Annotated in this window: 18 protein-coding genes and 1 pseudogene; 15 read left to right on the top strand and 4 right to left on the bottom strand. The window is 60.2% G+C overall.

Going from position 1 to position 23092, the window contains the following annotated elements; all coding sequences use genetic code 11:
• Positions 1–74: 74 nt before the first annotated feature.
• A complete protein-coding gene (locus tag NKI29_RS21115; protein ID WP_023675950.1) occupies positions 75–413 on the bottom strand; it encodes a hypothetical protein in 339 nt (112 codons plus the stop codon).
• Positions 414–814: 401 nt separating this feature from the next.
• Between NKI29_RS21115 and NKI29_RS21120 the strand changes: the two are divergent.
• The 4 genes and pseudogenes from NKI29_RS21120 to NKI29_RS21135 all read left to right on the top strand — a co-directional run.
• Positions 815–1122, top strand: a pseudogene (locus tag NKI29_RS21120) (ferritin-like domain-containing protein); the annotation flags it as partial.
• A gap of 489 nt (positions 1123–1611) precedes the next feature.
• A complete protein-coding gene (locus NKI29_RS21125; RefSeq protein ID WP_352450264.1) occupies positions 1612–2826 on the top strand; it encodes a glycosyltransferase family protein in 1215 nt (404 codons plus the stop codon).
• Position 2827: 1 nt separating this feature from the next.
• Positions 2828–4072 carry a glycosyltransferase gene (locus tag NKI29_RS21130; protein WP_352797159.1) on the top strand — a complete coding sequence of 415 codons (1245 nt, stop codon included), beginning with the start codon at positions 2828–2830 and terminating at the stop codon, positions 4070–4072.
• Positions 4069–5247 (top strand): glycosyltransferase family protein, encoded by a 1179-nt coding sequence (locus tag NKI29_RS21135; RefSeq protein ID WP_352570090.1) that lies wholly within the window; start codon positions 4069–4071, stop codon positions 5245–5247. Before NKI29_RS21130 ends, NKI29_RS21135 begins: the two co-directional genes overlap by 4 nt.
• A gap of 213 nt (positions 5248–5460) precedes the next feature.
• Here the strand turns inward: NKI29_RS21135 and NKI29_RS21140 are convergent, their stop codons facing one another.
• A complete protein-coding gene (locus tag NKI29_RS21140) occupies positions 5461–6129 on the bottom strand; it encodes a class I SAM-dependent methyltransferase (protein ID WP_352470917.1) in 669 nt (222 codons plus the stop codon).
• A 130-nt stretch (positions 6130–6259) separates the two neighbouring features.
• Between NKI29_RS21140 and NKI29_RS21145 the strand changes: the two genes are divergently transcribed.
• The 4 genes from NKI29_RS21145 to NKI29_RS21160 all read left to right on the top strand — a co-directional run bounded on the left by NKI29_RS21145 (position 6260) and on the right by NKI29_RS21160 (position 10896).
• The gene (locus tag NKI29_RS21145) at positions 6260–6580 is read left to right on the top strand and encodes a hypothetical protein (protein ID WP_352570089.1); all 321 of its coding nucleotides are present in this window, start codon (positions 6260–6262) and stop codon (positions 6578–6580) included.
• Between the two features lie 17 nt (positions 6581–6597).
• Positions 6598–9312, top strand: coding sequence for an ABC transporter transmembrane domain-containing protein (locus NKI29_RS21150; RefSeq protein WP_352570088.1), 2715 nt, complete (start codon positions 6598–6600; stop codon positions 9310–9312).
• Between the two features lie 157 nt (positions 9313–9469).
• The gene (locus tag NKI29_RS21155; RefSeq protein WP_023675957.1) at positions 9470–9919 is read left to right on the top strand and encodes a cyclic nucleotide-binding domain-containing protein; all 450 of its coding nucleotides are present in this window, start codon (positions 9470–9472) and stop codon (positions 9917–9919) included.
• Positions 9920–10041: 122 nt separating this feature from the next.
• Entirely contained in the window at positions 10042–10896 is an 855-nt protein-coding gene (locus NKI29_RS21160) for an MBL fold metallo-hydrolase (RefSeq protein ID WP_352570087.1), read from the top strand.
• Position 10897: 1 nt separating this feature from the next.
• On the opposite strand, the gene NKI29_RS21165 is transcribed toward NKI29_RS21160, so the two are convergent.
• Both NKI29_RS21165 and NKI29_RS21170 read right to left on the bottom strand, forming a co-directional pair.
• Positions 10898–11722, bottom strand: coding sequence for a polysaccharide deacetylase family protein (locus NKI29_RS21165; RefSeq protein ID WP_352570086.1), 825 nt, complete (start codon positions 11720–11722; stop codon positions 10898–10900).
• Positions 11719–12807: a glycosyltransferase family 4 protein gene (locus tag NKI29_RS21170; protein WP_352570085.1), complete on the bottom strand. Its 1089-nt coding sequence runs from the start codon at positions 12805–12807 to the stop codon at positions 11719–11721. Before NKI29_RS21170 ends, NKI29_RS21165 begins: the two co-directional genes overlap by 4 nt.
• Before the next feature lie 74 nt (positions 12808–12881).
• Between NKI29_RS21170 and NKI29_RS21175 the strand changes: the two genes are divergently transcribed.
• The 7 genes from NKI29_RS21175 (at position 12882) to NKI29_RS21205 (ending at position 23013) form a co-directional block, all read left to right on the top strand.
• The gene (locus tag NKI29_RS21175) at positions 12882–14060 is read left to right on the top strand and encodes a DUF3095 domain-containing protein (RefSeq protein WP_352457190.1); all 1179 of its coding nucleotides are present in this window, start codon (positions 12882–12884) and stop codon (positions 14058–14060) included.
• 105 nt (positions 14061–14165) lie between these two features.
• Positions 14166–15509: a nucleotide sugar dehydrogenase gene (locus NKI29_RS21180; RefSeq protein ID WP_352570084.1), complete on the top strand. Its 1344-nt coding sequence runs from the start codon at positions 14166–14168 to the stop codon at positions 15507–15509.
• A 45-nt stretch (positions 15510–15554) separates the two neighbouring features.
• Complete coding sequence (locus tag NKI29_RS21185; RefSeq protein WP_352797162.1) at positions 15555–16895, top strand: adenylate/guanylate cyclase domain-containing protein; 1341 nt, start codon at positions 15555–15557, stop codon at positions 16893–16895.
• Between the two features lie 148 nt (positions 16896–17043).
• Complete coding sequence (locus tag NKI29_RS21190) at positions 17044–18939, top strand: ABC transporter ATP-binding protein (RefSeq protein ID WP_352570082.1); 1896 nt, start codon at positions 17044–17046, stop codon at positions 18937–18939.
• Positions 18936–20834 (top strand): ABC transporter substrate-binding protein, encoded by a 1899-nt coding sequence (locus NKI29_RS21195; protein ID WP_352570081.1) that lies wholly within the window; start codon positions 18936–18938, stop codon positions 20832–20834. Before NKI29_RS21190 ends, NKI29_RS21195 begins: the two co-directional genes overlap by 4 nt.
• A 2-nt stretch (positions 20835–20836) precedes the next feature.
• Positions 20837–21835, top strand: coding sequence for an ABC transporter permease (locus NKI29_RS21200; RefSeq protein WP_352570080.1), 999 nt, complete (start codon positions 20837–20839; stop codon positions 21833–21835).
• Positions 21832–23013 carry an ABC transporter permease gene (locus NKI29_RS21205; RefSeq protein WP_031211575.1) on the top strand — a complete coding sequence of 394 codons (1182 nt, stop codon included), beginning with the start codon at positions 21832–21834 and terminating at the stop codon, positions 23011–23013. The genes NKI29_RS21200 and NKI29_RS21205 overlap by 4 nt, the downstream gene beginning before the upstream one ends.
• Positions 23014–23092: the final 79 nt, after the last annotated feature.

The raw sequence follows: 23092 nt of genomic DNA on the forward strand, positions 1-23092 counted from the left end.
GTTCGTCGTCGGGAAACGAAAAAAGCCGCGGCGAACCACGGCTTTCAACGCGACGAGTGGTCTGTTTCGAATGCTTACTCGGTTTCGTCGGAAGTGTCGTCGGCAGTGTCTGCCGCGTCTTTCGCGGCCTTCCTATCCAGCGCTGCCTGCAAGGCCAGCGTAGCCTGCGGTGAGGCCGGTGTCGTGGCAACGACCGCCATTGCATGAGCAACGCCGGTCGTCGACTTGTCCTTGGCCGCGGCGGAAGTGGCGGCTCCGTGTCCCTGCGAGCCGGCCCCAGCCGAGTTTCCGCCGTTACCGTTGCTGCCGCCATTGCCGTTGCCATTGCCATTGCCCCCGGGAGCAGCGAGTACCGGAGATGCGACAAGGGTGAGAGCGGCTACAGTCGCGAATAGACAGGTGCGCGTTTTCATAGTTCCTCCTTCGAGTCGCCCTCCCGCCAGGATGGGTTTCAGATGAAAAACGTCAGGACTTTCGAATCCGAAAGTCGGCTGTTACCTAGCTTTGTTCAAATACAGTATTCTACAAGACGGACCTTGGTCCGAAATCGATACGCAAAAGTCCTGAATTTTATCGACAGCGTACTTCGGACGACCGCAGCGGCGGGATTTTTGCTGCCGGCAGATCCGGCGCCGCTACAGCGCAGTGTGCGTCGGCTGACATCAGGCTAGGGTCGAGGAAACCTAGCTGCTCGGCCATCGGTGAGATCATTCAAGGTGATTGAGGAACATTCCACATTTCGTGAAGTTGGGAGCGCAGGCGCGCTTTTGAGGTGCCAAAATGTTTGATGCCGGCGGGCTTTTGGGAGGAAGCCATGATCCGCGTCACGCCTGCATTTCGTGTTTCGCGCCGCCGCGCGTTGCAGTTTGGCCTGGGAGCAACGCTCGCTTCGGCCACCGGCCTTGCCCCGGTTTCCCGGGCCTATGCGCAGGATGAGGTCAAAGACGAAGACATTTTTTTCCGGTTCGCCCTCAATCTCGAATATATATGGAAGCCGAATATTACCTGCGCGGTACAACCGGAAAAGGGATCGAAGACTCGGATGCTGGCCCGAAGGCCGGCGCTGTCGTCGGCGGCAAACAGGTCAGCTTTGACACGCCTGCAATCGGCGAGTTCATGCGCCCATGGCGTCCAAAAAGCTAGTGAGTTCAATTGGCTCGCCCGAAAAGGGTCGAACTCCTGACCCCTAGATTCTGGTCTGAGAAGTCAAGATATAGGCGGTTCGAACGTGTCCCCTACTCCGTCAACGCTCCGGCTTCCCACCGCCAAGGCACATCATGGTTTAGGGGCTTGGCTTAGACGCTCGAAGTGAAGTACCCAGCCCATACCTATTCTATTCTGGAGTCTCCACGTTGATCGTAGCGGTCAAGGCCGCCGAGAATCCGAGATGGTCAATACCAGTGAAATGATGCAGGTTCTTCTGGACCACGTGGCAAGCAGGCCGCTGAGCAGACGTAGCTTCCTGGTTTCAGCATATGGACCCTCTTTGTAATACGAATTGAAAATTGCGCCCTCATGTTTCAGAACAGGTCGGTAGACCCGCGAGGATGATTTCGAATCCTGCGGGTCGCTCACGGTCCTCAAGGCGAGAATTCTAAGAGACGTTCAACAATGACCCAGCACGCAGAAAACGCTCGAATTCTCATGTACAGCCACGACACGTTCGGGCTCGGCCATTTGCAGCGCTGCCGGACTATCGCGCATTCGCTGGTCGAGGATTTCCGCGGACTTCAGGTGCTTATCATTTCGGGTGCGACTATCGCTGGCGCCTTCGACTACCGCGCCCGTGTCGACTTCGTGAAGATCCCCAGCGTCATCAAGCTGCGCAACGGCGAATACACCTCGCTGGAAAAGGACATCGATCTGCATGAGACGCTAAGGATGCGCCAGTCGATCATCCGCCATACAGCTGAGACCTTCCGGCCGGATATCTTCATCGTCGACAAGGAACCGCTCGGCCTGCGCGGTGAGATTGAGGACACGCTGTCCTACCTCAAGACGCGGGGCACCACGCTGGTGCTTGGCCTGCGCGAGGTGATGGATGCGCCGCATCTGCTCGAAGCAGAGTGGGCACGCAGAGACGTGATGCGCAAGATAGGCGTCTTTTACGACAAGGTCTGGGCCTATGGTCCGCCGGATTTCTACGATCCGCTGACGGGCTTGGATGTGCCCCCGGCTGTCAGGGCAAAGATGAGGTTCGTCGGTTTCCTGCAACGGAGCCTGCAGCGGAACGAGTTGCCCGGCCACCGACCCGAGGGCGACTATATCCTCGTTACTACCGGTGGCGGCGGTGACGGCGCCGATCTGATCCACGACGTCATCGATGCCTATCAGCAGGATCCGCAATTGCAGCATAGAGCCCTGATCGTGCTTGGGCCTTACATGCCGGCGCGCAAGCGCAACAAGCTGCTCAAGAAGGGGTCCAAGATCCCCTACATCAAGATCATCGAGTTCGACAACCGTATGGAAGACCTGATTGCCGGCGCCAAGGCGGTAGTGGCGATGGGCGGCTACAACACCTATTGCGAGATACTGTCTTTCGACAAGCCGGCGCTGATCGTGCCGCGCGTCGAGCCCCGCCGGGAACAACTGATCCGCGCACGGCGCGCAGCCGAACTCGGCCTCATCGAGATGCTTTTGCCTGAAGAAGCCGAGGATTCCCGGCGGTTTGCTGATGCACTGAAGGTGCTGCCGGACCGGCCCCGCCCATCGCAGAGCAATCCGCATCTGACGCTGGAAGGGCTGCCTCATATTTCCGAAATCGTCGCGGAACTGCTCGACCGGCGGGCCGGCCATCACCTTTCGGTCATTGAAGGAATGACCTGAGTTGCAACATCGCAAGATCGTCGTGGTTCTGAAGGGTTACCCGCGGCTGTCCGAAACCTTCATCGCGCAGGAACTGCTCGGTCTTGAGCGTGCGGGGTTCGACCTGATACTCGTCGCGCTCAGGCGGCCGACCGACGAAAAACGCCACCCCGTGCATGACGAGATCAAAGCGCCCGTCCATTATCTGCCGGAATATCTGCATGAAGAGCCGCTGCGCGTGCTTCGCTCGCTGTTTGCCTCTCTGCTGCGTCCGGGCTTCTGGCGCGCGCTCGGATCGCTGGCTGCCGATATGCCCCGCGACTTTACGCGCAATCGCGCGCGCCGCTTCGGGCAAGCGCTCGTGCTGTCGGCCGAATGGCCGGAAAACGCGGGCTGGCTGCATGCACATTTCGCGCACACGCCTGCATCGGTGACGCGCTATGCCAGCCAGCTTCGTGGCCTGCCCTGGACCTGCTCGGCCCATGCCAAGGACATCTGGACTTCGGCCGACTGGGATCTGGCCGGCAAGCTTTCCTCGGCGCGCTGGACGGTCACTTGCACGAAAACCGGCTTCGACCGTCTGAAAAAACTCGCTAACGGCAACTCGTCTGTGCATCTGAGCTATCATGGGCTCGACCTTGATCGCTTCGGCAGTTTCGGCGAGGCGCGAAAGCAGCATGACGGCTCGGCTCCGGACGAACCGGTTGTCGTTCTGAGTGTCGGGCGCGCCGTTGAAAAGAAAGGTTACGATACGTTGCTGGAGGCCCTTGCCCTGTTGCCCGGCGATTTGGCGTGGCGTTTCGAGCATATCGGCGGCGGCGAAGAACTGGAACGGTTCAAGTCGCTGGCGCAAAAGCTCGGCCTGGATGGTCGCGTCTCTTGGAAAGGCGCGCTTGCGCAGGAGGAGGTGCTTGAGCACTACCGCCGCGCCGACATCTTCGCCCTGGCCTGCAGGATCACCGCAAATGGCGACCGCGACGGTCTGCCGAACGTTCTGGTGGAGGCGGCTAGCCAGCGGCTTGCCTGCGTGTCGACCGATATTTCCGGCGTGCCGGAGCTTTTATCGTCGGATGAAACCGGGTTGCTGGTTCCGACGGAAAACCCGATTGCCCTGGCACAGGCGCTGGAGCGCCTGATCCGTGATCCCGTGCTCCGCGACCGCCTCGGCGACGCCGCAGAGCGGCGCGTGCGCGGCAATTTCGATCATATGGCAAGCATTGGACAGCTCAAGGAACTGTTCGAGCGGGAGTGGCGGGCCGCCGAATGAAGCGGCTGCGCGCTTTCTTCTATGTCCAGCACCTGCTCGGCATCGGCCATCTCGCGCGCGCCAGCCGCATTGCGGCGGCTCTGGTCGATGACGGGTTTGACGTTACCGTCGTGACCGGCGGAGCGCCGATCGCCGGGTTTCCGGGACTGGGTGTACAATCTGTAACCCTGCCACCTGTCACCTCCGGTGATGAAGGATTTTCGGGACTTGTCGACCTGCAAGGCAACCCGATCGACGATGATTTCAAGAAATGGCGTTCAGAGATGCTGCTGCAGGCATTCCGGGATTGCAGGCCTGATATCGTCATTGTCGAGGCGTTTCCATTTGGACGCCGGCAGATGCGTTTCGAACTCTTGCCGCTGATCGAGGCCATCGACGCGACGTCGCCCAGACCGCTGCTGGCGACGTCCGTCCGTGATATCCTCCAGGAGCGCGTCAAGCTGGGCCGAAACGAGGAAACGGTCGATCTCATCAACAGGCATTTCGATCTTGTTATGGTTCACGGCGATCCGGCTTTCGCAACCATCGACAAGACATTTCCACTGGCTGGGGCGATCAGGGCCGAGGTCACCTACACGGGGCTCGTTGCCGCGCCGCCATCGCCCGCGGCCTCCGAGCGCTTCGACGTTCTGGTGTCGGTTGGCGGCGGGGCTGCCGGAAAGAGCCTTGTCAGATCCACCATCGCAGCGGCGCGGAATGCCAACAACGCTTGGAAATGGTGTTTGATCACCGGCCCAAACCTGCCGAAAGACGAGTTTGACGCGATCGCACGCGATGCCACGCCGGGCCTGTCCATCTTCCGGTTCCGCGAGGATTTCGCCAGCCTGCTGACCGGCGCCCGCCTGTCAGTCTCGCAGGCGGGTTACAACACGGTCTGCGATGTCCTGCGCGCGGGCTGTCGCTCCCTGCTCGTCCCATTTGCAGCCGGCGGGGAAACCGAACAGACGGTTCGCGCCCTGATGCTCGAAGAACTCGGTCTTGCAACGGTGCTGATGGAAAAGGACCTGACGCCTGAAGGTTTGGCGCAAGCGGTCGAACAAGCGCTTGTGGAACCGACGCCATCCGCGCATCGTCTCGATCTGGAAGGCGCGCGTCGCTCCGCGCAAATCCTGCGCGAGCGGCATCGAACATGGTCCCTAAACGTGGGGCCCGGTTTCGGAAAAGTTCATGATTAAACAGACGATAGATCCTAGAGCGGTTCATCGTTCCACGCAGAACCGCTCTGTCTCTTTGTTTTGACGCAATTCCGGACGGAAAGCCGTTTCCACACTTTCCTGCAAATGCTCTAACGCGCGTCGCGTCTGGTGAGATTCGTGCGACGCGCTTCAAGTCCTGTTTTTATGCGTGTCGTTGTCCCAAAACCGCTACGCGCTTTTGGGCGAAATGCATTAAACAGTTCCAATCAGCATGAAGCGCGTATAATTTTTTGTCGGCAGTTCGCCGGAGAACCGCACCTCCCGTAGCGCCGCCATTTCCTCGAAGGCTGCAAGCGAAGCCACGCAGTTGATGTGCGTCGGCTCGCTGAAATAATCGTTCGATTGCAGCAGTACATTCGTGCCCGGCGGAAGCAGAGCAAGCCAGGCGCGCAGATCGGCTATGTGTTCGCAGCTCGTATTGATCATCAGATCGGGCCGCCCGGCCGCATAGTCGAGTGCGTACATATCTGCCGTCAGCGCCCGGAACCGGTCGCCGGCTTCCCGGTTGAGGGTCCGGGCGACCGGCGCGACTTCGGGATCGATGTCGATGCTATCGACCGCCGCGATGTCGAAGCGAGCGTCGTTGAAAAGCATTGCCGGCAATACGCCGTACCATCCACCCAGAACCCATATGCGCCCGAAGCGGCCGCCGCCGCTTTCGAACAGCCTGTCGAGCGCCCACATCTTGCAGGCGACCTGCTTGTGGTTGAAGGCGTTGGCGATATCGGCCTTCGGATGCTTGGCGACGACGCGCGCCAGCCCTGCCACGAGAGGGCAGTTGACATAAGCAGCAATTCCCCGCGTGAGGTCCAAGGCTTGCTCGTGCCAGTCCATGGCATTGCGTGGTTGCGTGACATCCATCATAATTCGTCTTGTATGTTGGGATTTTGGGCGACACAACGCAATCTTGCCTTCCGCAAGACTGTTTGATTCCGCGGACGTGATCATGCTGCAAGCCGCTTGGCTATTGCCCGGTGCCGGAGAGAGCCTGTTGCATCTGTCCGGATCATCGGCGTCCATCCGCCAGCACCAGCCGCGCAGCTGCGGCCTCGTGCTGCTCGGCTGTTCGCCAAAGCCCTACGAAAGCCGCGGACCGTTTGGCCAGCTGCTTTCTTCGCCGATCAACAATGCCCATGTCGTTGCCATCGACCATGCGCCGGAACTGGATCGCGCCGCCTCGCAGGTTCCTTGCATCGTTGAGCGCAGGACAAGGTCCGTGCACAGCAGCTTCGAACTTGTCGTTGGCGATGAAGAAATTGCCGATACGCCATTCGCCAGCAGGTGCTTTTACATCCTGCATCCTTCCAACTGAAGGGTCCACAGTCGCATATGGAAGCCAGCCTAGCCCGCTATATCTGGACGCACACCAAGAAGCAGCAGCTCTGGATATTGATGATCGTCGTGCTTTCGATGATCCCGTATTTCATGTCCTTCGACCTGCCGAAGCTGATCGTCAACGGACCGATCCAAGGTCGCGGCTTCGAGCAACCGGGCGCGACCCAGCCATTCATGAGGCTACATTATAACCTGCCGTTCATTGGAGAGGTCCAGTTCTTCTCCGGTTTTCAGCTCGACCGCGAGGAGACCCTGTTTGCCCTGAGCCTTGTGTTCCTCTTGCTAGTCGTCATCAACGGCCTGTTCAAATTCTACATCAACACCTACAAGGGCCGCCTCGGCGAACGCATGCTGCGGCGTATCCGCTTCGATCTGGTCGACCGTGTGCTGCGTTTTCCGCCGGTTTACTTCAAGCGGGTGAAATCCGCCGAAGTGGCGACCATGGTGAAGGACGAGGTGGAGCCGCTGGGCGGCTTCATCGGCGACGCCTTCCTGCAGCCGGTACTGCTCGGCGGCCAAGCGCTGACGGCCATGCTGTTCATCATGATCCAGAACGTCTGGCTCGGAATGATAGCGGTCGTGATCGTGGCGATCCAGATCGTGCTCATCCCGCGAATGCGGCGGCGGCTGATCGTGCTCGGGCGCCAACGGCAGTTGACGGCGCGCGCGCTTTCGGGCCGGGTTGGCGAAATCGTCGACGGCATCGGCGCGGTTCACGTCCACGATACATCAAACTACGAGCGCGCCGACATAGCTGCCCGGCTCGGGCTCATCTTCAAGATCCGCTTCGATCTTTACCAATGGAAATTCATGGTGAAGTTCCTCAACAATTTTCTCGCGCAGCTCACGCCCTTTCTGTTCTACATGATCGGCGGGTATCTGGTCCTCCAGGGGCGGCTGGACGTCGGCCAGCTCGTGGCCGTGATCGGCGCCTACAAGGACCTGCCCGGACCGATGAAGGAACTGATCGACTGGGATCAGGATCGGCAGGATGTCCAGGTCAAATATCAACAGGTCGTTGAACAGTTCACCGTCGAAGGTCTCATCGCGCCGAAAATCGGGGTATTGACGATCGACGATCCCGATCCGATGACCAAGCCGCTGTCGGCGATCAATCTGTCCGTAGCGGACGATGGCGGTGCAATGCTCCTCAACCGTATCTCCCTCCAGGTCAAGCCGGGTGAGACGGTGGCACTGGTCAGTACCGCAACAGGTGGAGCGGAGGCGCTTGCAGAAGCCTTCGCGCGGCTGAACTGGCCGGACAGCGGAAGGGTCGCTTCGGGCACCGACGACCTGCTTGAACTCCCCGAAGCAGTAACCGGCCGGCGCATGTCGTATGCCTCGTCGGATGTTTTCCTGTTCCAGGCAAGCCTCCGCGACAACCTGCTCTACGGGTTGAAGCATGCGCCGCTGACATCGGTGCCTTATGACGGTGCTGCGGCAGATCAGCACCGCTGGAACATTCACGAGGCGCGCCGGTCGGGCAATCCGGATCTTGATATCCACAGCGACTGGATCAACTATGCTTCCGCTGGCGCTACCGGCCCGCACGACCTCTTTGAAGCCGTGCGCCGGGTGCTCGACGCGGTTGTTCTGTCGCGTGACATTCTGGATCTCGGCTTGCGCTCTTCGGCCGACCTCACGCGTCACACGGAGCTTGCCAGGCGGATCGTCGAACTGCGTGCGGCGCTGCGGACCCGGCTGGAACAAGAGGGGCTGAGCGGACTGGTGGTTCCTTTCGAACCGGGCGCCTACAACAAGGAAGCAACGATCGGCCAAAACCTGCTCTTCGGCGCTGCCGCCGGCCCCGAACTGGCCGATAGGGCCCTGGCGGCCAATCCCTATTTTGCTTCCGTGCTGAGGCAAGCCGGCCTCGACCGCACGCTCTACGAAATGGGCTTGGAGATCGCCAAACAGGCGATCGAGCTGTTTGCCGACCTGCCGCCCGATCACCAGTTCTTCCAGCAGCTCGCCTTCATGAGCGCGGAGGAGATACCCGCCTACGAAACCTTGCTGCAACGGCTCAAGAACCGTCCCTACGAGGCGGTTTCGGAGAACGATCGCGCCATGATCGTCACCTTGAGCTTTGCCTACATCGAGCCCCGGCACCGCTTCGGCCTGCTGAGCGACGAGCTGATGAGCAAGATCGTCGCTGCACGCAACCGGTTCTATGAAGACCTGCCGCCCGAGCTGCACAATGCGGTCGAACGGTATGATCCTGCCAAATACATTGCCGCGGCCACCGTCATGGATAATGTCCTGTTCGGGCGTGTGGGCAACAATCATCCCGACGCGCCCGACCGCATACGCTCCATCGTCTATGACATTCTTGACGAACTGGGGCTTTATGGCGAACTTCTGGATGTCGGCCTGGACTTCAACGTCGGCTCCGGCGGCAGGCGGCTGACCGGTGGACAGCGACAGAAGCTCGATGTTGCCCGGGCCTTGCTCAAGCGTCCCGATTTTCTCATTCTCAACCGGCCGCTGTCGGCGCTAGACCAGCGCATGCAGGATAAGGTGCTGCGAAATGTGCTCGAGGAAGCCAGGCGCGACGGCCATTCGCCGGCAATTGTGTGGGTCGTGACGAATCCGGCAATGGCGATGATGTTCGATCGCGTTATCGTCTTCGACTCGGGTCAATTGGCGGAAGACGGAACACACGAGACACTTTTGGCAGGGAACGGTATCTTCAAGGAACTGTTGTCATAGAGCAACGGACATTCAAATGGGATCATTCTGCCGGTGCACGATATCGGGCTCGCCACCTTTCGCGTGGTTTGTCTCGCCATCCCGGAAAGAGAATTGATTCCATCTGGGCGTCCGTTGCTCTAGTCTGGCAAACGCGAATTTTGGAAGGTTTGCGACAATGCTGCTCAAGGATGAAGTTGGAATGCTGCAACGCGTTCCCTTGTTCTCTGCCATCGAGCCGACAAAGCTCAAGCTGCTTGCGTTCACATCCGATCGTGTGAGCTACAGCGCCGGCCAGATCCTTTTCCGGCAGGGCGACGAGGGAGACGCCGCCTATGTCATCCTTTCAGGCAGGGCGGATATTCTTGTCGATTCCGACAGCGGACCGATAAAAGTTGCCGAACTGGAGCCAAATTCGATCGTTGGCGAGATCGCCATATTGTGCAACAGCTCCCGCACTGCCACCGTCAGAGCGGCAAGTCCGCTGGAAGCCCTGAGAATCCGCAAGGATCATTTCCTGAGGCTTATGAGGGAGTTCCCGGAAATGACCATCGAGATATTGCGGGTTCTTGCCGATCGCCTAAGCCATACGACCGCGGATCTGATCGACGCACGAAGCGCCAAATAACGAAGGACGTGCGCTCGATCCTCGCCGTCGTGACGGCACTGTCCTCTCGCTGAGAAGATCACCCGGAGAAAGCCTGTCTCGCCTAGCAGCAGTTGTTTGGATATGATGGGCGAAGGGGTAGCATGGACGACAACGTTTTCCTGGTCAGGTTTTGGGGTGTCCGCGGCAGCATTTCGGTATCAGGGCCAGAATTCTCTCGCTATGGCGGCAACTCAATCTGCGTCGAGATGCGATGCGGTAAGCATACGCTTCTGTTCGACGCAGGCTCTGGCCTACGGCCTGCCGGCGCGGCGCTTCAGGCGTTGGGCGTGACCGATTTCGACCTGCTTTTCACCCATTGCCATTACGATCACATCATCGGGCTGCCGTCTTTTGCGCCGATCTATGACCGGGGCGCCAAGGTTACGCTTTGGTCCGGGCATCTTGCAGGACACATGACGACCCGGCAGATGGTCGATGAGTTCATGCGGCCGCCGTGGTTTCCGGTGAAACTGGAGGCCTGCAAGGCAAGCCTCGACTATCGCGATTTCGTATCCGGAGACGTGCTTCGCCCGCGCGAAGGGGTGGTGGTCCGAACCGGCAGTCTTATGCATCCGGGCGGCTGCATAGGCTACCGGGTCGAATGGGGCGGCGGCGTCGTGGCGGTGATCACAGACACTGAGCACGAGCCGGACAAACTCGATCAGGCGGTGCTCGGCCTGATCGAAGATGCCGACCTCGTCATTTACGATTGCACCTACACCGAGGAGGAAATGGAACGCCGCCGCGGTTACGGGCACTCGACTTGGCAACAGGGCGTCAAGCTCTGTGAGGCGGCCGGTGCGCGGAGGCTTGCGCTGTTTCACCACGATCCGACACGCACCGACAAGGAACTGGACAAGATCCAGAAACTGGCCAAGGACAGGTTTACCGGCGCTTTTGCCGCGCGGGATGGCCAGACGCTCAAACTTCCAGTCTCATTGCGCAAAAGGCGCTGAGCTATTTTCCTCTATCTCTTTGTTTTGACGCAATTCCGGACGGAAACCGTTCATACTTTCCTGGAATTGTTCTACCGGCGCTGCGCCCGATCAATGTCCTGATCGGAAGCCATGCGCAGGCTTCAGTCTGTGCGGTGACTGTGAACAGCCGTTCGAGGAAGAGCCAGGCCGATTCATCATGTACGAGATGGTGGGTGAGCAGGCCCACCGGTTCGCCCCCATCGAATGCATGCTGCAATTGCGCGATGATAGCCTGAACCAATAGGCCATGATCGCGGCAGCCGCGCGTGCCATGCCAATCCATGATGTCGACATTGCTGTTGATGACCGCAAGTGAAGCCGGCCTTGGCGGCCCATAGACCGACAATGCCGAAAATCCTATCGATCCAAGGTCGGATACCAAGCCGGCGTCGATCCTGTTCCAGGGTGGCACCAGCATCGGAACGGCACGTGCGCCGTGCAGGCCGGTTACGTGCGCCAGCCCGCGAGCCAGATCATCGAGCACCGCCTCGCGTGGCCGATGCGCGCCGAGCTCCTGCTTCTTCTGGCCCTCGGGCGCATGATTTCGGTGCGCCCAGCCATGGATGGCGACCGTGGCATGCGGCGCCTCGTCAAGCCGAACGACAAGCTTCTCGTCAGTCAGGGCGGGAATGACGGCCAGAGTCACCGGAACCGCGAATTCACCGGTGAGGTCGAGCAACCGATCAAGCGCAGGCGTCGGATCCACGGCGTCATCGTCGCGCAGCCAGAACTCTGCCTTACGGTCCGCCCGCTGCCGGCTCGCCAGTTCCTCCACCAAGGGTTGCCAGATTTGATCGGATGTCATGAGACCGGGATCTTCGCAAGAAGTTCGGCCAGACGCGCCGCTGCAGCACCGAGAGAACGTTCTTCGAGGATGAAACGTCTGGCTTCTGCGGCCATGATGGATCTTTCGTCGTTACGGGCCAGAAGCCTTTCAATGGCAGAAGCGAACGCCGCCACATCGTCCGGCGGGGTGAGAAACCCGGCCTGGCCATTCCGGACGACCTCCGGCACGCCGGCGACGTCCTGAGCCACAACCGGAAGGCCGGCGGCCTGTGCTTCAAGATAGGCAACGCCATAGGCCTCGCCGAAACCCGGCCAGACGTAAATTCCCCCACTGTAGAGGACATCCGGCACGGCGGCTGGCTCAATCGCGCCAAGCCATTCGATACGCTCGGCGGGCAAGCCGGCGAATTGCGCTTTGATCTCCTCGCGGGCAGGTCCGTCCCCGACGACCGACATGGTCCAGGGCAGGTGACCGATCGAACCGAGCGCCTGCGCCAGCATGCGATAGCTTTCGACTTTGTCGCCCGGGCGCATCATGGCGACGGTAACGAGGCGCGTCGGACAACCCCGTGCCGGCGTTTCCCGGAATAGCGAGGTGTCGATGAAGGGCGAAAGCATGCCGAAAGCGGCGTCGGGTACCGCATCTGCCAGTCCCTGACGATCCCTTTGCGTGAAGCAGATGTTCAGCACCGCCTGTTCGACGGCTCGCGCCACCAACGCTTGCGTATCGGCCCACAAACCGGTGTTGCGCCGCCTCGAATGGGAGGCTTCCGCTGTCACATAGGGGACACCAAAGGCCAACGCCAGTTCGGGCCCGATCAGGTCGGGCGCCTTGTAATAGGGATGATAGGTGAACCACAGATCGGGCTTGCCGTCACGATCCCAAAGCCTTGCCAGCCGCGCGGCTTCCTCCCGGGCCTCGATCTTGAGCGCATCGAAACTTTTCCAATCCGGTTCGCGTAGATAGAAGCGCAATTCGGATGCCAGTTCGACGCTATGTCCTCCATGCTCCAGCGCCTTGACCAGCATCCGTGCCATCTGGCGGTCGCCGGAGGCAACGGGATGATTGGGCGACTTCAGCGGCGCATAGAAGGCAATTCGCATCGCCGGACCCTATCATCGGAAAGCCTGCGCAAGTCAATTTCGAAGCATGATCGACTTCACCCTCAAGCACTGGAATGTGCTATCTGATGCTCATGGAAACAGCTGCCGCGTCCGATCCGTTTGTTGCTTCTCTGCCGGTCTTCGCAAAGTTTGAAAGCGTTGCCGATATTGATAACTATCGGCCTCTCCCCGATGGCTGGGCGCTGGCCACCGCAGACATCGTCGGCTCGACCAAGGCGATCGAGGCGGGGCGCTATAAAACCGTCAATATGGCCGGTGCCAGCGTCATTTCGGCGCTGCTCAATGCGCTGGGTAGGCAAGATCTTCCCTTTGTCTTCGGCGGCGACGGCGCGCTCGTGGCGTTTCCCGGCTCGGCGCTGGAGATCACCCGCAACGCGCTGGCGGCTGTCCAGAGATGGGTGGCGGACGAACTGGATCTGACCTTGCGTGCCGCAATCGTGCCGATAAAGGATATAAGAGCGCAAGGCCTCGACGTTCGCGTGGCGAGGTTCCAGGCCTCCGATGCGGTCTTCTATGCCATGTTCGCCGGAGGTGGCGGCAGTTGGGCGGAAGCCGAGATGAAAGCGGGGCGCTACCGCATCGATCCTGCGCCGGCCGGCGCGCGGCCGGACCTGACCGGCCTCTCGTGCCGCTGGAACCCGATCGAAGCCCGGCATGGCGAAATCGTCTCGATCATAGCCATACCGGGGGCGTCGCGCGACTTGCGCGGTTTTCAGTTTCTGGTTTCCGACATCATCGCCCTTGCCGGCAGGCAGGAACGCGATGGCCACCCGGTGCCGGTGAACGGGCCGGACTACAGTTTGCTGCCCGCCGGCCTCGATATCGAGGCGCGGGCCACGGCGCCGGCAGGACGGCGATGGCTGTCGAAGCTGTGGATAGTGTTCCTGATGACGCTTACGGCTGTTACGGATAGATATGGCTGGACGATCGGCAGATTCGATCCGAAGATCTACAAACGCGAAGTGGCCAGCAATTCGGATTTCCGGAAGTTCGACGATGGCTTAAAGATGACCATCGACGTTGACGCGGATGTGTTGCAACGGATCGAGAACCGGCTGAAACAGGCGGAAGAGGCGGGCATCTGCAACTATGGCCTGCACCGCCAGAAATCGGCCTTGATGACATGCCTCGTCGCATCGCCGCTGCAGCGCGATCACGTTCATTTCATCGATGGCGCCGCCGGCGGCTATGCGATGGCTGCCGCAAGCCTTAAGGCGAAGGTGCCGGTCTGACGGCTTGCGGACATCGATTTTCCGCAATATGCCTCGGGGCTCTTGTGAGCGGTGAGCCTCACCATGGAAGCGGACGGCCTGTCCGAATTGACGGGAAGCAGATTTTTGGACGCCTCACGATCGACATATGACCGTCTTCTGAACCGGATTTCGACGCGTGCCGCGCAAGTCGGCGTGATCGGACTGGGCTATGTCGGGTTGCCGCTGGCGGTTGCGATCGCACGCGCCGGCTTCCCTGTTTGCGGCTTCGACATCGAAGCCCAAAAGGTCGAGAGCCTGAACAACGGACAATCCTACATCGAGGCGGTGACGTCGACAGCCCTTGCCGGCCAGGTGGCGAGCGGACGGTTCCGCGCCACTGCGGATTTTGCCGAACTGGCCGTCTGCGATGTCATCATCATCTGCGTTCCGACACCACTGACGAAACACCGCGAGCCGGATCTCTCCTTTGTCAGGAACACCGCCGGCACCATCGCGAAGCATCTGCGTCTCGGCCAGCTGATCGTGCTGGAATCGACCACCTATCCCGGCACCACCGACGACGTGATCAAGCCCATCCTGGAAAAAATCGGCTTGCAGTCGAGGATAGACTTCTTCCTCGGCTTCTCGCCCGAACGCGAGGATCCCGGCAACCGCAGCTTTGAAGTCGCGACGATCCCCAAGGTCGTGGCAGGTGACGGCATTGAAGCGGCGACGCTCGTGCAGGCTTTCTACCATGGCGTGGTCAAGACCGTCGTTCCGGTTTCCACCACGGCGACCGCCGAGGCGGTCAAGCTGACGGAAAACATCTTCCGCTCGGTCAACATAGCCCTCGTCAACGAGTTGAAGATCGTGCTCGGTGCGATGGGAATCGACATCTGGGAGGTGATCGAGGCGGCAAAGACCAAGCCCTTCGGCTACATGCCGTTCTATCCTGGCCCTGGACTTGGCGGGCACTGCGTTCCGATCGATCCCTTCTACCTGACGTGGAAGGCTCGCGAATACGAACTGCCGACCCGCTTCATCGAGCTGGCGGCAGAGATCAACACGGCCATGCCGCGTCATGTGGTCGATGAACTGGCGAAGGCGCTGGACCGGCGCTGCGGCAAGGCGCTCAGCCGCTCGCGCATTCTCATCATCGGGCTCGCCTATAAGAAGAATGTGCCCGACATCCGCGAAAGCCCCTCATTGCGGCTCATTGAACTCATCGAGGAATGGGGCGGCAAGGCGGAATTCCACGATCCGCATGTTACCGAAATCCCGGCCACACGGGAGCATATGGCGATCAAGGGGCGTCGCTCGGTCGAATTGACCGATGTGGCCTTGAAGGATTTCGACGCTGTCGTCGTTGCAACCGACCACGACGCGATCGACTATCAGGCGATCGCGGATCACGCTCTACTGATCGTCGACACACGCAATATTTTTGGCCGCCTCGGGCTAGCCCGAGAGACGGTGGTGAAGGCCTGACGGCGTCCGAGCCGGCGAATTTGTGCAAGGAGATTTCGAGATAGCATGAGCACAGCGCAAGCAGAAATTTCTGCCATTCTCATGGATAAGGTTGCCGATTGGCTGACCCAATCGGCGTTGGCGGGCGACGACCTGGAAACATTGGTAAGGGGCTTTTGTGAACGGCTGGCTGCTGCCGGCCTGCCGTTGAAGCGGGTGCATTTGAGCTTTTCGATGCTTCATCCGCTTTATGACGCGCTCGGCTTCACCTGGCTCCGCGGCCAGGGCCTGGAAGTGGAAGGCTTCCGCAAGGAGAACGGCGTTCATTCCGACAGATTCCTGACCAGCCCATACTACCATCTGCTCAGCCACAAGCTCGACCATCTGCGGCGCCGGCTCGACCCGTCGGTGTCGTCGGAATTTCCTGTTTTCGATGACCTCAAGCTGATGGGCGTCACCGATTACATGGCTTTCGTCCATCCCTTCAGCGGCAACACCAGTCAGGGCATGATCGGGTCTTGGTCCACCGACAGTGCTGCAGGCTTCAGCGACAGCATGATTTCGGCGCTGCTGCGCATCCAGAACCATCTCGCTATCGCAACCAAGATGGCGGTGCTCACCAAGCTTGCCGACAACATGATGACCACTTATCTCGGCGGCGACGCCGGCAGGCGCGTGCTCGACGGCCAGATCAAGCGCGGCGAGGGTGATACAATCCGGGCGGCACTGGTCATGGGCGACATGCGCGGGTCGTCAAGACTTGCCGAAACCTCCGGCCGCGAAGTCTATATCGATACGCTGAACCAGTTTTTCGACGCCGCTGCTGCACCTTTCAATCGCAAGGGCGGGCAGATCATGAGTTTCATAGGTGATGGCTTCATTGCCGTCTACCCTTGCGCAAGGCACCGTTCACAGTCCGAGATCGCCTGCCAGGCTGCTCTTGCAGCAGCGCACAAGGCCACCGCGCGCATGATGGATCTCAATCTGCGCAGAAAGCAGCAGGGATTGAGCGACATAAACTATGGTATCGGCCTGCATGTCGGCAATGTGATGTTCGGCAATGTCGGGCTTACCGACCGGCTCACATTCTCTGTCTTCGGCTCGGCTGTAAACGAGGTCCAGCGCCTCCAGACCCTGACCAAGAAATATCCGCACAGCGTTCTCGCCAGCAAAGATTTCGCCAGCTATTGCGGCGCCAACAACTGGCTGGCGCTCGGCATGGAGGAACTGGCGGGCATCAGGCAGAAGCTAACGGTGCTTTCACCCGATTTGTCGGGTACTCTCTCGCTCGACGAAGACGGTGCGCTGGAGCCGATTTACGACCGAATATCGGACGCCGAGCAGGTCATGCTGCTTCATCGCAATGCCGCGCGGCCGTCCGCGGGCGACCCGAGGAAGCTCCAGTAACCGCCACGATCTGATCCGAACGCGTTTGGTAACAGTCCGGTCGCCGGTTCCGCCAGGGAACTGGCGACTGTTCGAATCCAAGTTGCTCTAGGCTGGCAATGCGATAGTCTCGCCTTCTGGACCTGCCAGAGTGGGGGCTGGTGTGAGAATGAATTTGGGCGTTGATCTGCTGCGGATCGAGGATGTTGGCATCTCTTTTGCCATTATAGGGGGACCGTTGCATGCCGTCAGGCGTGCAAATCTTCGCGTCCTGCCCGGCAAGGTTACCGCGCTTGTGGGCGAGTCCGGTTCCGGAAAATCGGTTCTCAGCCAGGCAGTGATGGGCATTTTGCCGAACACAGCCCATGTTCGCGGCCGTATCCTGTTTTCCGATCCTGAAAAGCCCGGCACGACGCAGGATATCCTGCAGATGCCGCGTGACGGACTCGAAATCCGGGCGTTGAGAGGCAGCCGCATCGGCAAAATATTTCAGGAGCCGATGACATCACTGTCGCCGCTGCATACGATCGGCAATCAGGTGAGCGAATCCCTGCAGATTCATACGCCCATGGCTTGGGTGGAGCGCAAGGCGCGGACCGAGGAAATGCTCGGACTTGTCGGCTTTCCCAACCCCAAGCGCGCCTATGACATGTATCCCTTTGAACTTTCGGGAGGATTGCGTCAACGCGCCATGATCGCCATGGCGCTTATCTGCCGGCCCGCGCTGTTGATCGCCGACGAGCCGACGACGGCGTTGGACGTCACCATCCAGGCGCAAATCCTGCAATTGCTGCGCGAGCTTCAGACGAAGCTGAACATGGCGATGCTGCTGATCACGCACGACCTTGGCGTAGTCGCCAACGTCGCCGACGAGGTGGTGGTCATGTACCATGGCGAGATCATGGAAGCGGGACCTGTGGAGGCGATATTCCGCCGGCCGGGCCACCCTTACCTGAAGGGCCTGATGGCAGCCGTTCCGCATTTCGACCTGAAGCCCGGCGAAAGGCTAAAGGCGCTCCGCGAGGTGCCGGTGAATGTCGGGAACCTGCTCGGCAAGCAGACGGCGCCGGCATCGAAGGGGCCGGACGACATCCTGCTGTCGGTCAGGGATCTGACAAAGACCTTCACGATCCGCAAGTCCGGATGGTTCGGCGGAGATCATCAAACCTCTGTTCGCGCCGTGGACGGCGTGAGCTTTGATATCAGGCGGGGTGAGTGCCTGGGTCTTGTCGGCGAAAGCGGCTCCGGCAAAACCACCGTCAGCAAGATCCTCATGCGGGCTGTCACCCCTAGCGGCGGCTCTGTGATCTTCAATGGCCGCGATGGTCCGATCGACGTCTTGGAAGCCGAGGGAGACGCCCTGCGCATGCTGCGCGCGAAAATCCAGATGGTCTTCCAGGATCCGGTTTCGTCGCTTTCACCCCGCATGACGGTGGAGAACATTTTGAGCGAGCCGCTGGAAATCCATCGACGTGGCAATGCCGCGTCCCGACTCGCCACGGTCAAGAGCCTGATGCAGGCAATCGGGCTCGACCCGCGCTTCATAAAGCGTTATCCGCATAGTTTCTCCGGCGGGCAGCGTCAGCGTATCGGCATCGCGCGCGCGTTGGCGTTGGGGCCTGAACTCCTGATCTGCGACGAGCCGGTTTCGGCACTCGATGTCTCTGTCCAGGCGCAGATCCTGAACCTTCTGAAGGACCTGCAGAAGGAACTGGGCCTGACCTACCTGTTCATATCCCACAACCTGGCGGTGGTGGACTACATGGCAGACCGCATCGCGGTGATGTGCGGCGGGCGTATCGTCGAGCTCGCGCCGCGCGAAATTCTGCTTAGGAAACCGGTCCACCCCTACACGCGCTCACTGGTCGCCGCAGTACCTTTCCCCGATCTCGACAGGCCGATGGATTTCAAGACGCTGAAACTCAGCGGCGCTTCCGACACCAGCGCATGGGGACCGCAATTCCGCGACGAGGGCGACGAGGACATGCTGTCGCCGCTCGATCTTGGCGGCGGCCACCTCGTGCTGGCCCGAAGTTCGGCCGATGTCAGCGAGCTACGCCATTGATCAGCCGGCGCACCGTCCTTGGACTCATGGCTTCGGCATTTCTGCCGGGCACGTTGCGCGCCGGCGATCTGGAGCCGGAATTTCTTGAGCCGCAGCTGAAGGCCAGAGCGCTGCCGGCACTCGCCGAACGCCTGCCCAAGCGCCCGCGCGCGTTGAATCTCGCTGCGATGGGCCGGCAGCCCGGCCAATATGGCGGCACGCTGCGCACGATCATCGGCAGCCAGAAAGATATCCGGATGATGACGATCTACGGGTACGCTCGCCTGGTCGGCTATGACGAAAAGCTTAACCTGCAAGCCGACATTCTCGAAAGTTTCGATGTAGCGGATGATCGTGTCTTCACTTTCAAGATACGAGAAGGACATAAATGGTCTGACGGTAGCCTGCTGACGTCGGAGGATTTTCGCTATTGCTGGGAAGATGTCTGGCTGAACGATGAGCTTTCGCAAGGCGGGCTTGCCCCGGCCCTGCTGGCGGACGGCAAGCCGCCACGCTTCGAGATCGTCGATCCGTTGACGGTCCGCTATAGTTGGGATGCGCCCAATCCCGACTTCCTGCCCAAGCTCGCCGCTGCTTCGCCCCTATCGCTTGTTCTGCCGGCCGCCTATCTCAAGCAGTTCCACAAGAAATACCAGGATCCATTCCGGCTCGCCGGCCTAATGAAGGAGAACCGGGCCCAGAAATGGACGCTCTTGCATATCCGCATGTCGCGGCAGTATCGCCCGGAGAACCCGGAACTGCCGACGCTCGATCCCTGGCAGAACCGGACCAAGCCGCCGGCTGAGCAGTTCGTCTTCGAGCGGAACCCGTTCTTTCATCGAATAGACGAGAATGGCCGGCAACTGCCCTATGTCGACCGGATTGTCATGAATGTCAGCTCGTCGGCGATCATTTCCGCCAAGACCGGTGCGGGCGAGAGCGACCTGCAAGGCATGGGAATTGACTTCACCGATTACTCCTTCCTGAAGGATGCGGAGAAGCGCTACCCGGTGAAGATGCATCTCTGGAAACGCACACAAGGTTCGCGGCTGGCGCTGCTGCCCAATCTGAATTGTGCCGACCAGGTGTGGCGTGGCCTTTTTCGTGACGTGCGCGTGCGCCGCGCACTTTCGCTCGCTGTGGACAGGCGCGAGATCAATTTGGCTGTGTTCTACGGATTGGCGCAGGAAAGTGCCGATACGGTCCTGCCGGAGAGCCCGCTCTACCGGCCGGAATTCGCGAAAGCCTGGGTCGCCCATGATCCCGACCAGGCCAATGCCCTGCTCGACGAGGTCGGGCTTCAGGCGCGTGACGATGACGGCCTGCGGATACTTCCCGACGGACGCTCGGCGCAGCTCGTAGTGGAAACGGCCGGCGAAAGCACGCTGGAAACCGACGCGCTCGAGCTCATCACCGATCACTGGCGCAAGATCGGCATCGCCCTGTTCATCCGGACTTCGCAGCGCGACATCTTCCGCAGCCGCGCGCTTGGTGGCCAGATCATGATGTCGATGTGGTCGGGCATCGACAATGGCGTGCCGACCGCCGACATGAACCCCTACCAACTGGCCCCAACCGTCGATGACCAGCTGCAATGGCCGCTCTGGGGTGCTCACTACTTGTCCCGTGGCAAGGTCGGCGAAGCGCCCGATCTTCCGCCCGTGGTCGAGTTGATGGCTTTACTCAGGCGCTGGAACGCATCGACCGAAGCCACGGAGCGCGCCGAGATCTGGAATTCAATGCTGTCGATCTATACCGATCAGGTGTTTTCGATCGGCACGGTAAACGGAACGCATCAGCCGGTTCTGGCATCCTCGCGGCTGCGCAATCTGCCTGACAAGGCGCTCTACGGCTACGACCCGACCGCCTATTTCGGTGTCTATATGCCGGATACATTCTGGCTTGGAGAGTCCTGAGCGTGCTTCGATATTTTGTCTGGCGCATCGCCGTGATGGTTCCAACGCTGCTGGTCATATCGGCACTGGTGTTCACGATCATCGAACTTCCCCCAGGCGACTATTTCGACAGCTATGTTGCCGAGCTTCGGGCTCAGGGCGAAGCGGTGGATTCCGATCGCATCGAGATGATGCGCAAGGAATATGGTTTCGACAAGCCACCGGTCATTCGCTACTTCTACTGGGTCGGCGGGATGCTGCACGGCGATTTCGGCTATTCCTTCGAATATGAGCTGCCGGTTCGCGACGTCGTCGGGGACCGAATGTGGCTGACGGTGCTGGTTTCCTTCGTCACGATCATCTTTACCTGGCTCATCGCCTTTCCGATCGGCATGTACTCCGCCACGCATCAATACAGCTGGGGCGACTACGGCCTGACTTTCTTCGGCCTTCTCGGCCTTGCGATTCCGAACTTCATGCTGGCGCTGATCCTGATGTATTTCGCCAACATCTGGTTCGGCACGTCTATCGGCCATCTCATGGACCAGCAATATCTCGGCGAGCCGATGAGCTGGGCCAAGGCGAAGTCGATCCTCGCCCATCTCTGGATTCCGGTCTTGATCATCGGCACCGGGGGCACGGCAAGCATGATCCGGCGGCTGCGCGCCAATCTGCTCGATGAGCTACATAAGCAATATGTCGTGACCGCGCGGGCCAAAGGCCTTCATCCCTTCAGGGCGCTGGTCAAATATCCGCTGCGCATGGCGCTCAATTTCTTCATTTCAGATATCGGCTCTATCCTGCCGGCCATCATCTCCGGCGCCGAAATCACGGCAATCGTGCTGTCTTTGGAGACGACCGGGCCGATGCTGATCAAGGCGCTGCAAAGCCAGGACATGTATCTGGCAGGGTCGTTCCTGATGTTCCTCGCCTTCCTGACGGTCATCGGCGTCCTGATTTCCGACTTGGCGCTGGCGCTACTTGATCCGCGAATTCGTTTGCAAGGCGGCAGCACCAAATGAACACGCAATCGCCGCTGCCCGCTCCGGGCGCCCCGCTGCAACACTACGTTTCCATTGCGCCCTTTGACCTGGAGTCGGTCGAGGCGATGACGCCGGAGCAGTCGAAGGTCTTTCAGGCGTCGCAGCTGCGGCTGATGTGGTGGAAATTCCGTCGGCACCGGCTTGCCCTTGTATCCGGCATATTCCTGGCAGCGCTCTATTTCGGGATACTGATCTGCGAGTTCCTGGCGCCCTACGATCTGCACACGCGCAACATGGACTACATCTATTCGCCGCCGCAGCGAGTGCACCTGTTCCACAACGGCCAGTTCGTCGGGCCGTTCGTCTATGGCCGCCAGATGACGCTGGATATGGACACGCTCAAGCGGAACTACGTCGAGAAACAGGATGATGTTCAGCGGATCCGTTTCTTCTGCAAGGGCGACAGTTACCGGTTCTGGGGCCTTATCGAAGGTGACAGGCATTTTGTCTGCCCCGCCGAAAACGGCCAGCTCTTTCTGGCCGGCACTGACAGGCTGGGGCGCGATGTGCTCTCGCGCATCATCTATGGCGCACGCATTTCACTGACAATCGGCCTCGTCGGCATCAGTTTCAGCTTCCTGCTCGGCATTGTCATCGGCGGACTGGCCGGCTATCACGGCGGTATCTTCGACCTGATCGTCCAACGGATAATCGAAGTTCTGCAATCGATCCCCAGCATTCCGCTATGGCTGGCTCTGGCGGCGATTATGCCGATAACCTGGAGTCCGATCCTGATCTATTTCGGCATCACCGTCATCCTCGGGCTGCTCGACTGGACCGGACTGGCGCGGGCCGTGCGTTCAAAGCTTCTGGCCTTGCGCGAGGAGGATTACGTTCTGGCCGCGCAATTGATGGGCGCCAGAAGCAGCCGCATCATCGGGCGGCATCTCATTCCCGGCTTCATGTCGCATCTGATCGCGACGGCGACGATCTCCATACCTGGCATGATCCTGGGCGAGACGGCGCTGAGCTTCCTCGGGCTCGGGCTGAGGGCACCGATAACCAGCTGGGGCATCCTGCTCACCGAGGCGCGCAGCGTCAGCGTGATCGCGTTCTATCCATGGCTGCTTTTGCCGATGCTCCCCGTCGTTCTCGTCATCTTGGCGTTCAACTTCCTCGGCGACGGGTTGCGGGACGCCGCGGACCCCTACAAGTGACAGCGCTATTCCGCCGCGCGCAGTGCCGCCGACTCCACCCGTATGATCCTTGTCGGCAACTGTTCGCTTGTTGCAGTGT

Source organism: Mesorhizobium sp. M0678, assembly GCF_040320505.1.
Classification (GTDB): Bacteria; Pseudomonadota; Alphaproteobacteria; order Rhizobiales; family Rhizobiaceae; genus Mesorhizobium.

What these genes read in the sequence shown, in the direction of transcription:
- NKI29_RS21115 (WP_023675950.1), bottom strand. Translation starts at nt 413, where the DNA reads ATGAAAACGCGCACCTGTCTATTCGCGACTGTAGCCGCTCTCACCCTT.
- NKI29_RS21125 (WP_352450264.1), top strand. Translation starts at nt 1,612, where the DNA reads ATGACCCAGCACGCAGAAAACGCTCGAATTCTCATGTACAGCCACGAC.
- NKI29_RS21135 (WP_352570090.1), top strand. Translation starts at nt 4,069, where the DNA reads ATGAAGCGGCTGCGCGCTTTCTTCTATGTCCAGCACCTGCTCGGCATC.
- NKI29_RS21140 (WP_352470917.1), bottom strand. Translation starts at nt 6,129, where the DNA reads ATGGATGTCACGCAACCACGCAATGCCATGGACTGGCACGAGCAAGCC.
- NKI29_RS21150 (WP_352570088.1), top strand. Translation starts at nt 6,598, where the DNA reads ATGGAAGCCAGCCTAGCCCGCTATATCTGGACGCACACCAAGAAGCAG.
- NKI29_RS21155 (WP_023675957.1), top strand. Translation starts at nt 9,470, where the DNA reads ATGCTGCTCAAGGATGAAGTTGGAATGCTGCAACGCGTTCCCTTGTTC.
- NKI29_RS21160 (WP_352570087.1), top strand. Translation starts at nt 10,042, where the DNA reads ATGGACGACAACGTTTTCCTGGTCAGGTTTTGGGGTGTCCGCGGCAGC.
- NKI29_RS21165 (WP_352570086.1), bottom strand. Translation starts at nt 11,722, where the DNA reads ATGACATCCGATCAAATCTGGCAACCCTTGGTGGAGGAACTGGCGAGC.
- NKI29_RS21170 (WP_352570085.1), bottom strand. Translation starts at nt 12,807, where the DNA reads ATGCGAATTGCCTTCTATGCGCCGCTGAAGTCGCCCAATCATCCCGTT.
- NKI29_RS21175 (WP_352457190.1), top strand. Translation starts at nt 12,882, where the DNA reads ATGTGCTATCTGATGCTCATGGAAACAGCTGCCGCGTCCGATCCGTTT.
- NKI29_RS21185 (WP_352797162.1), top strand. Translation starts at nt 15,555, where the DNA reads ATGAGCACAGCGCAAGCAGAAATTTCTGCCATTCTCATGGATAAGGTT.
- NKI29_RS21190 (WP_352570082.1), top strand. Translation starts at nt 17,044, where the DNA reads ATGAATTTGGGCGTTGATCTGCTGCGGATCGAGGATGTTGGCATCTCT.
- NKI29_RS21205 (WP_031211575.1), top strand. Translation starts at nt 21,832, where the DNA reads ATGAACACGCAATCGCCGCTGCCCGCTCCGGGCGCCCCGCTGCAACAC.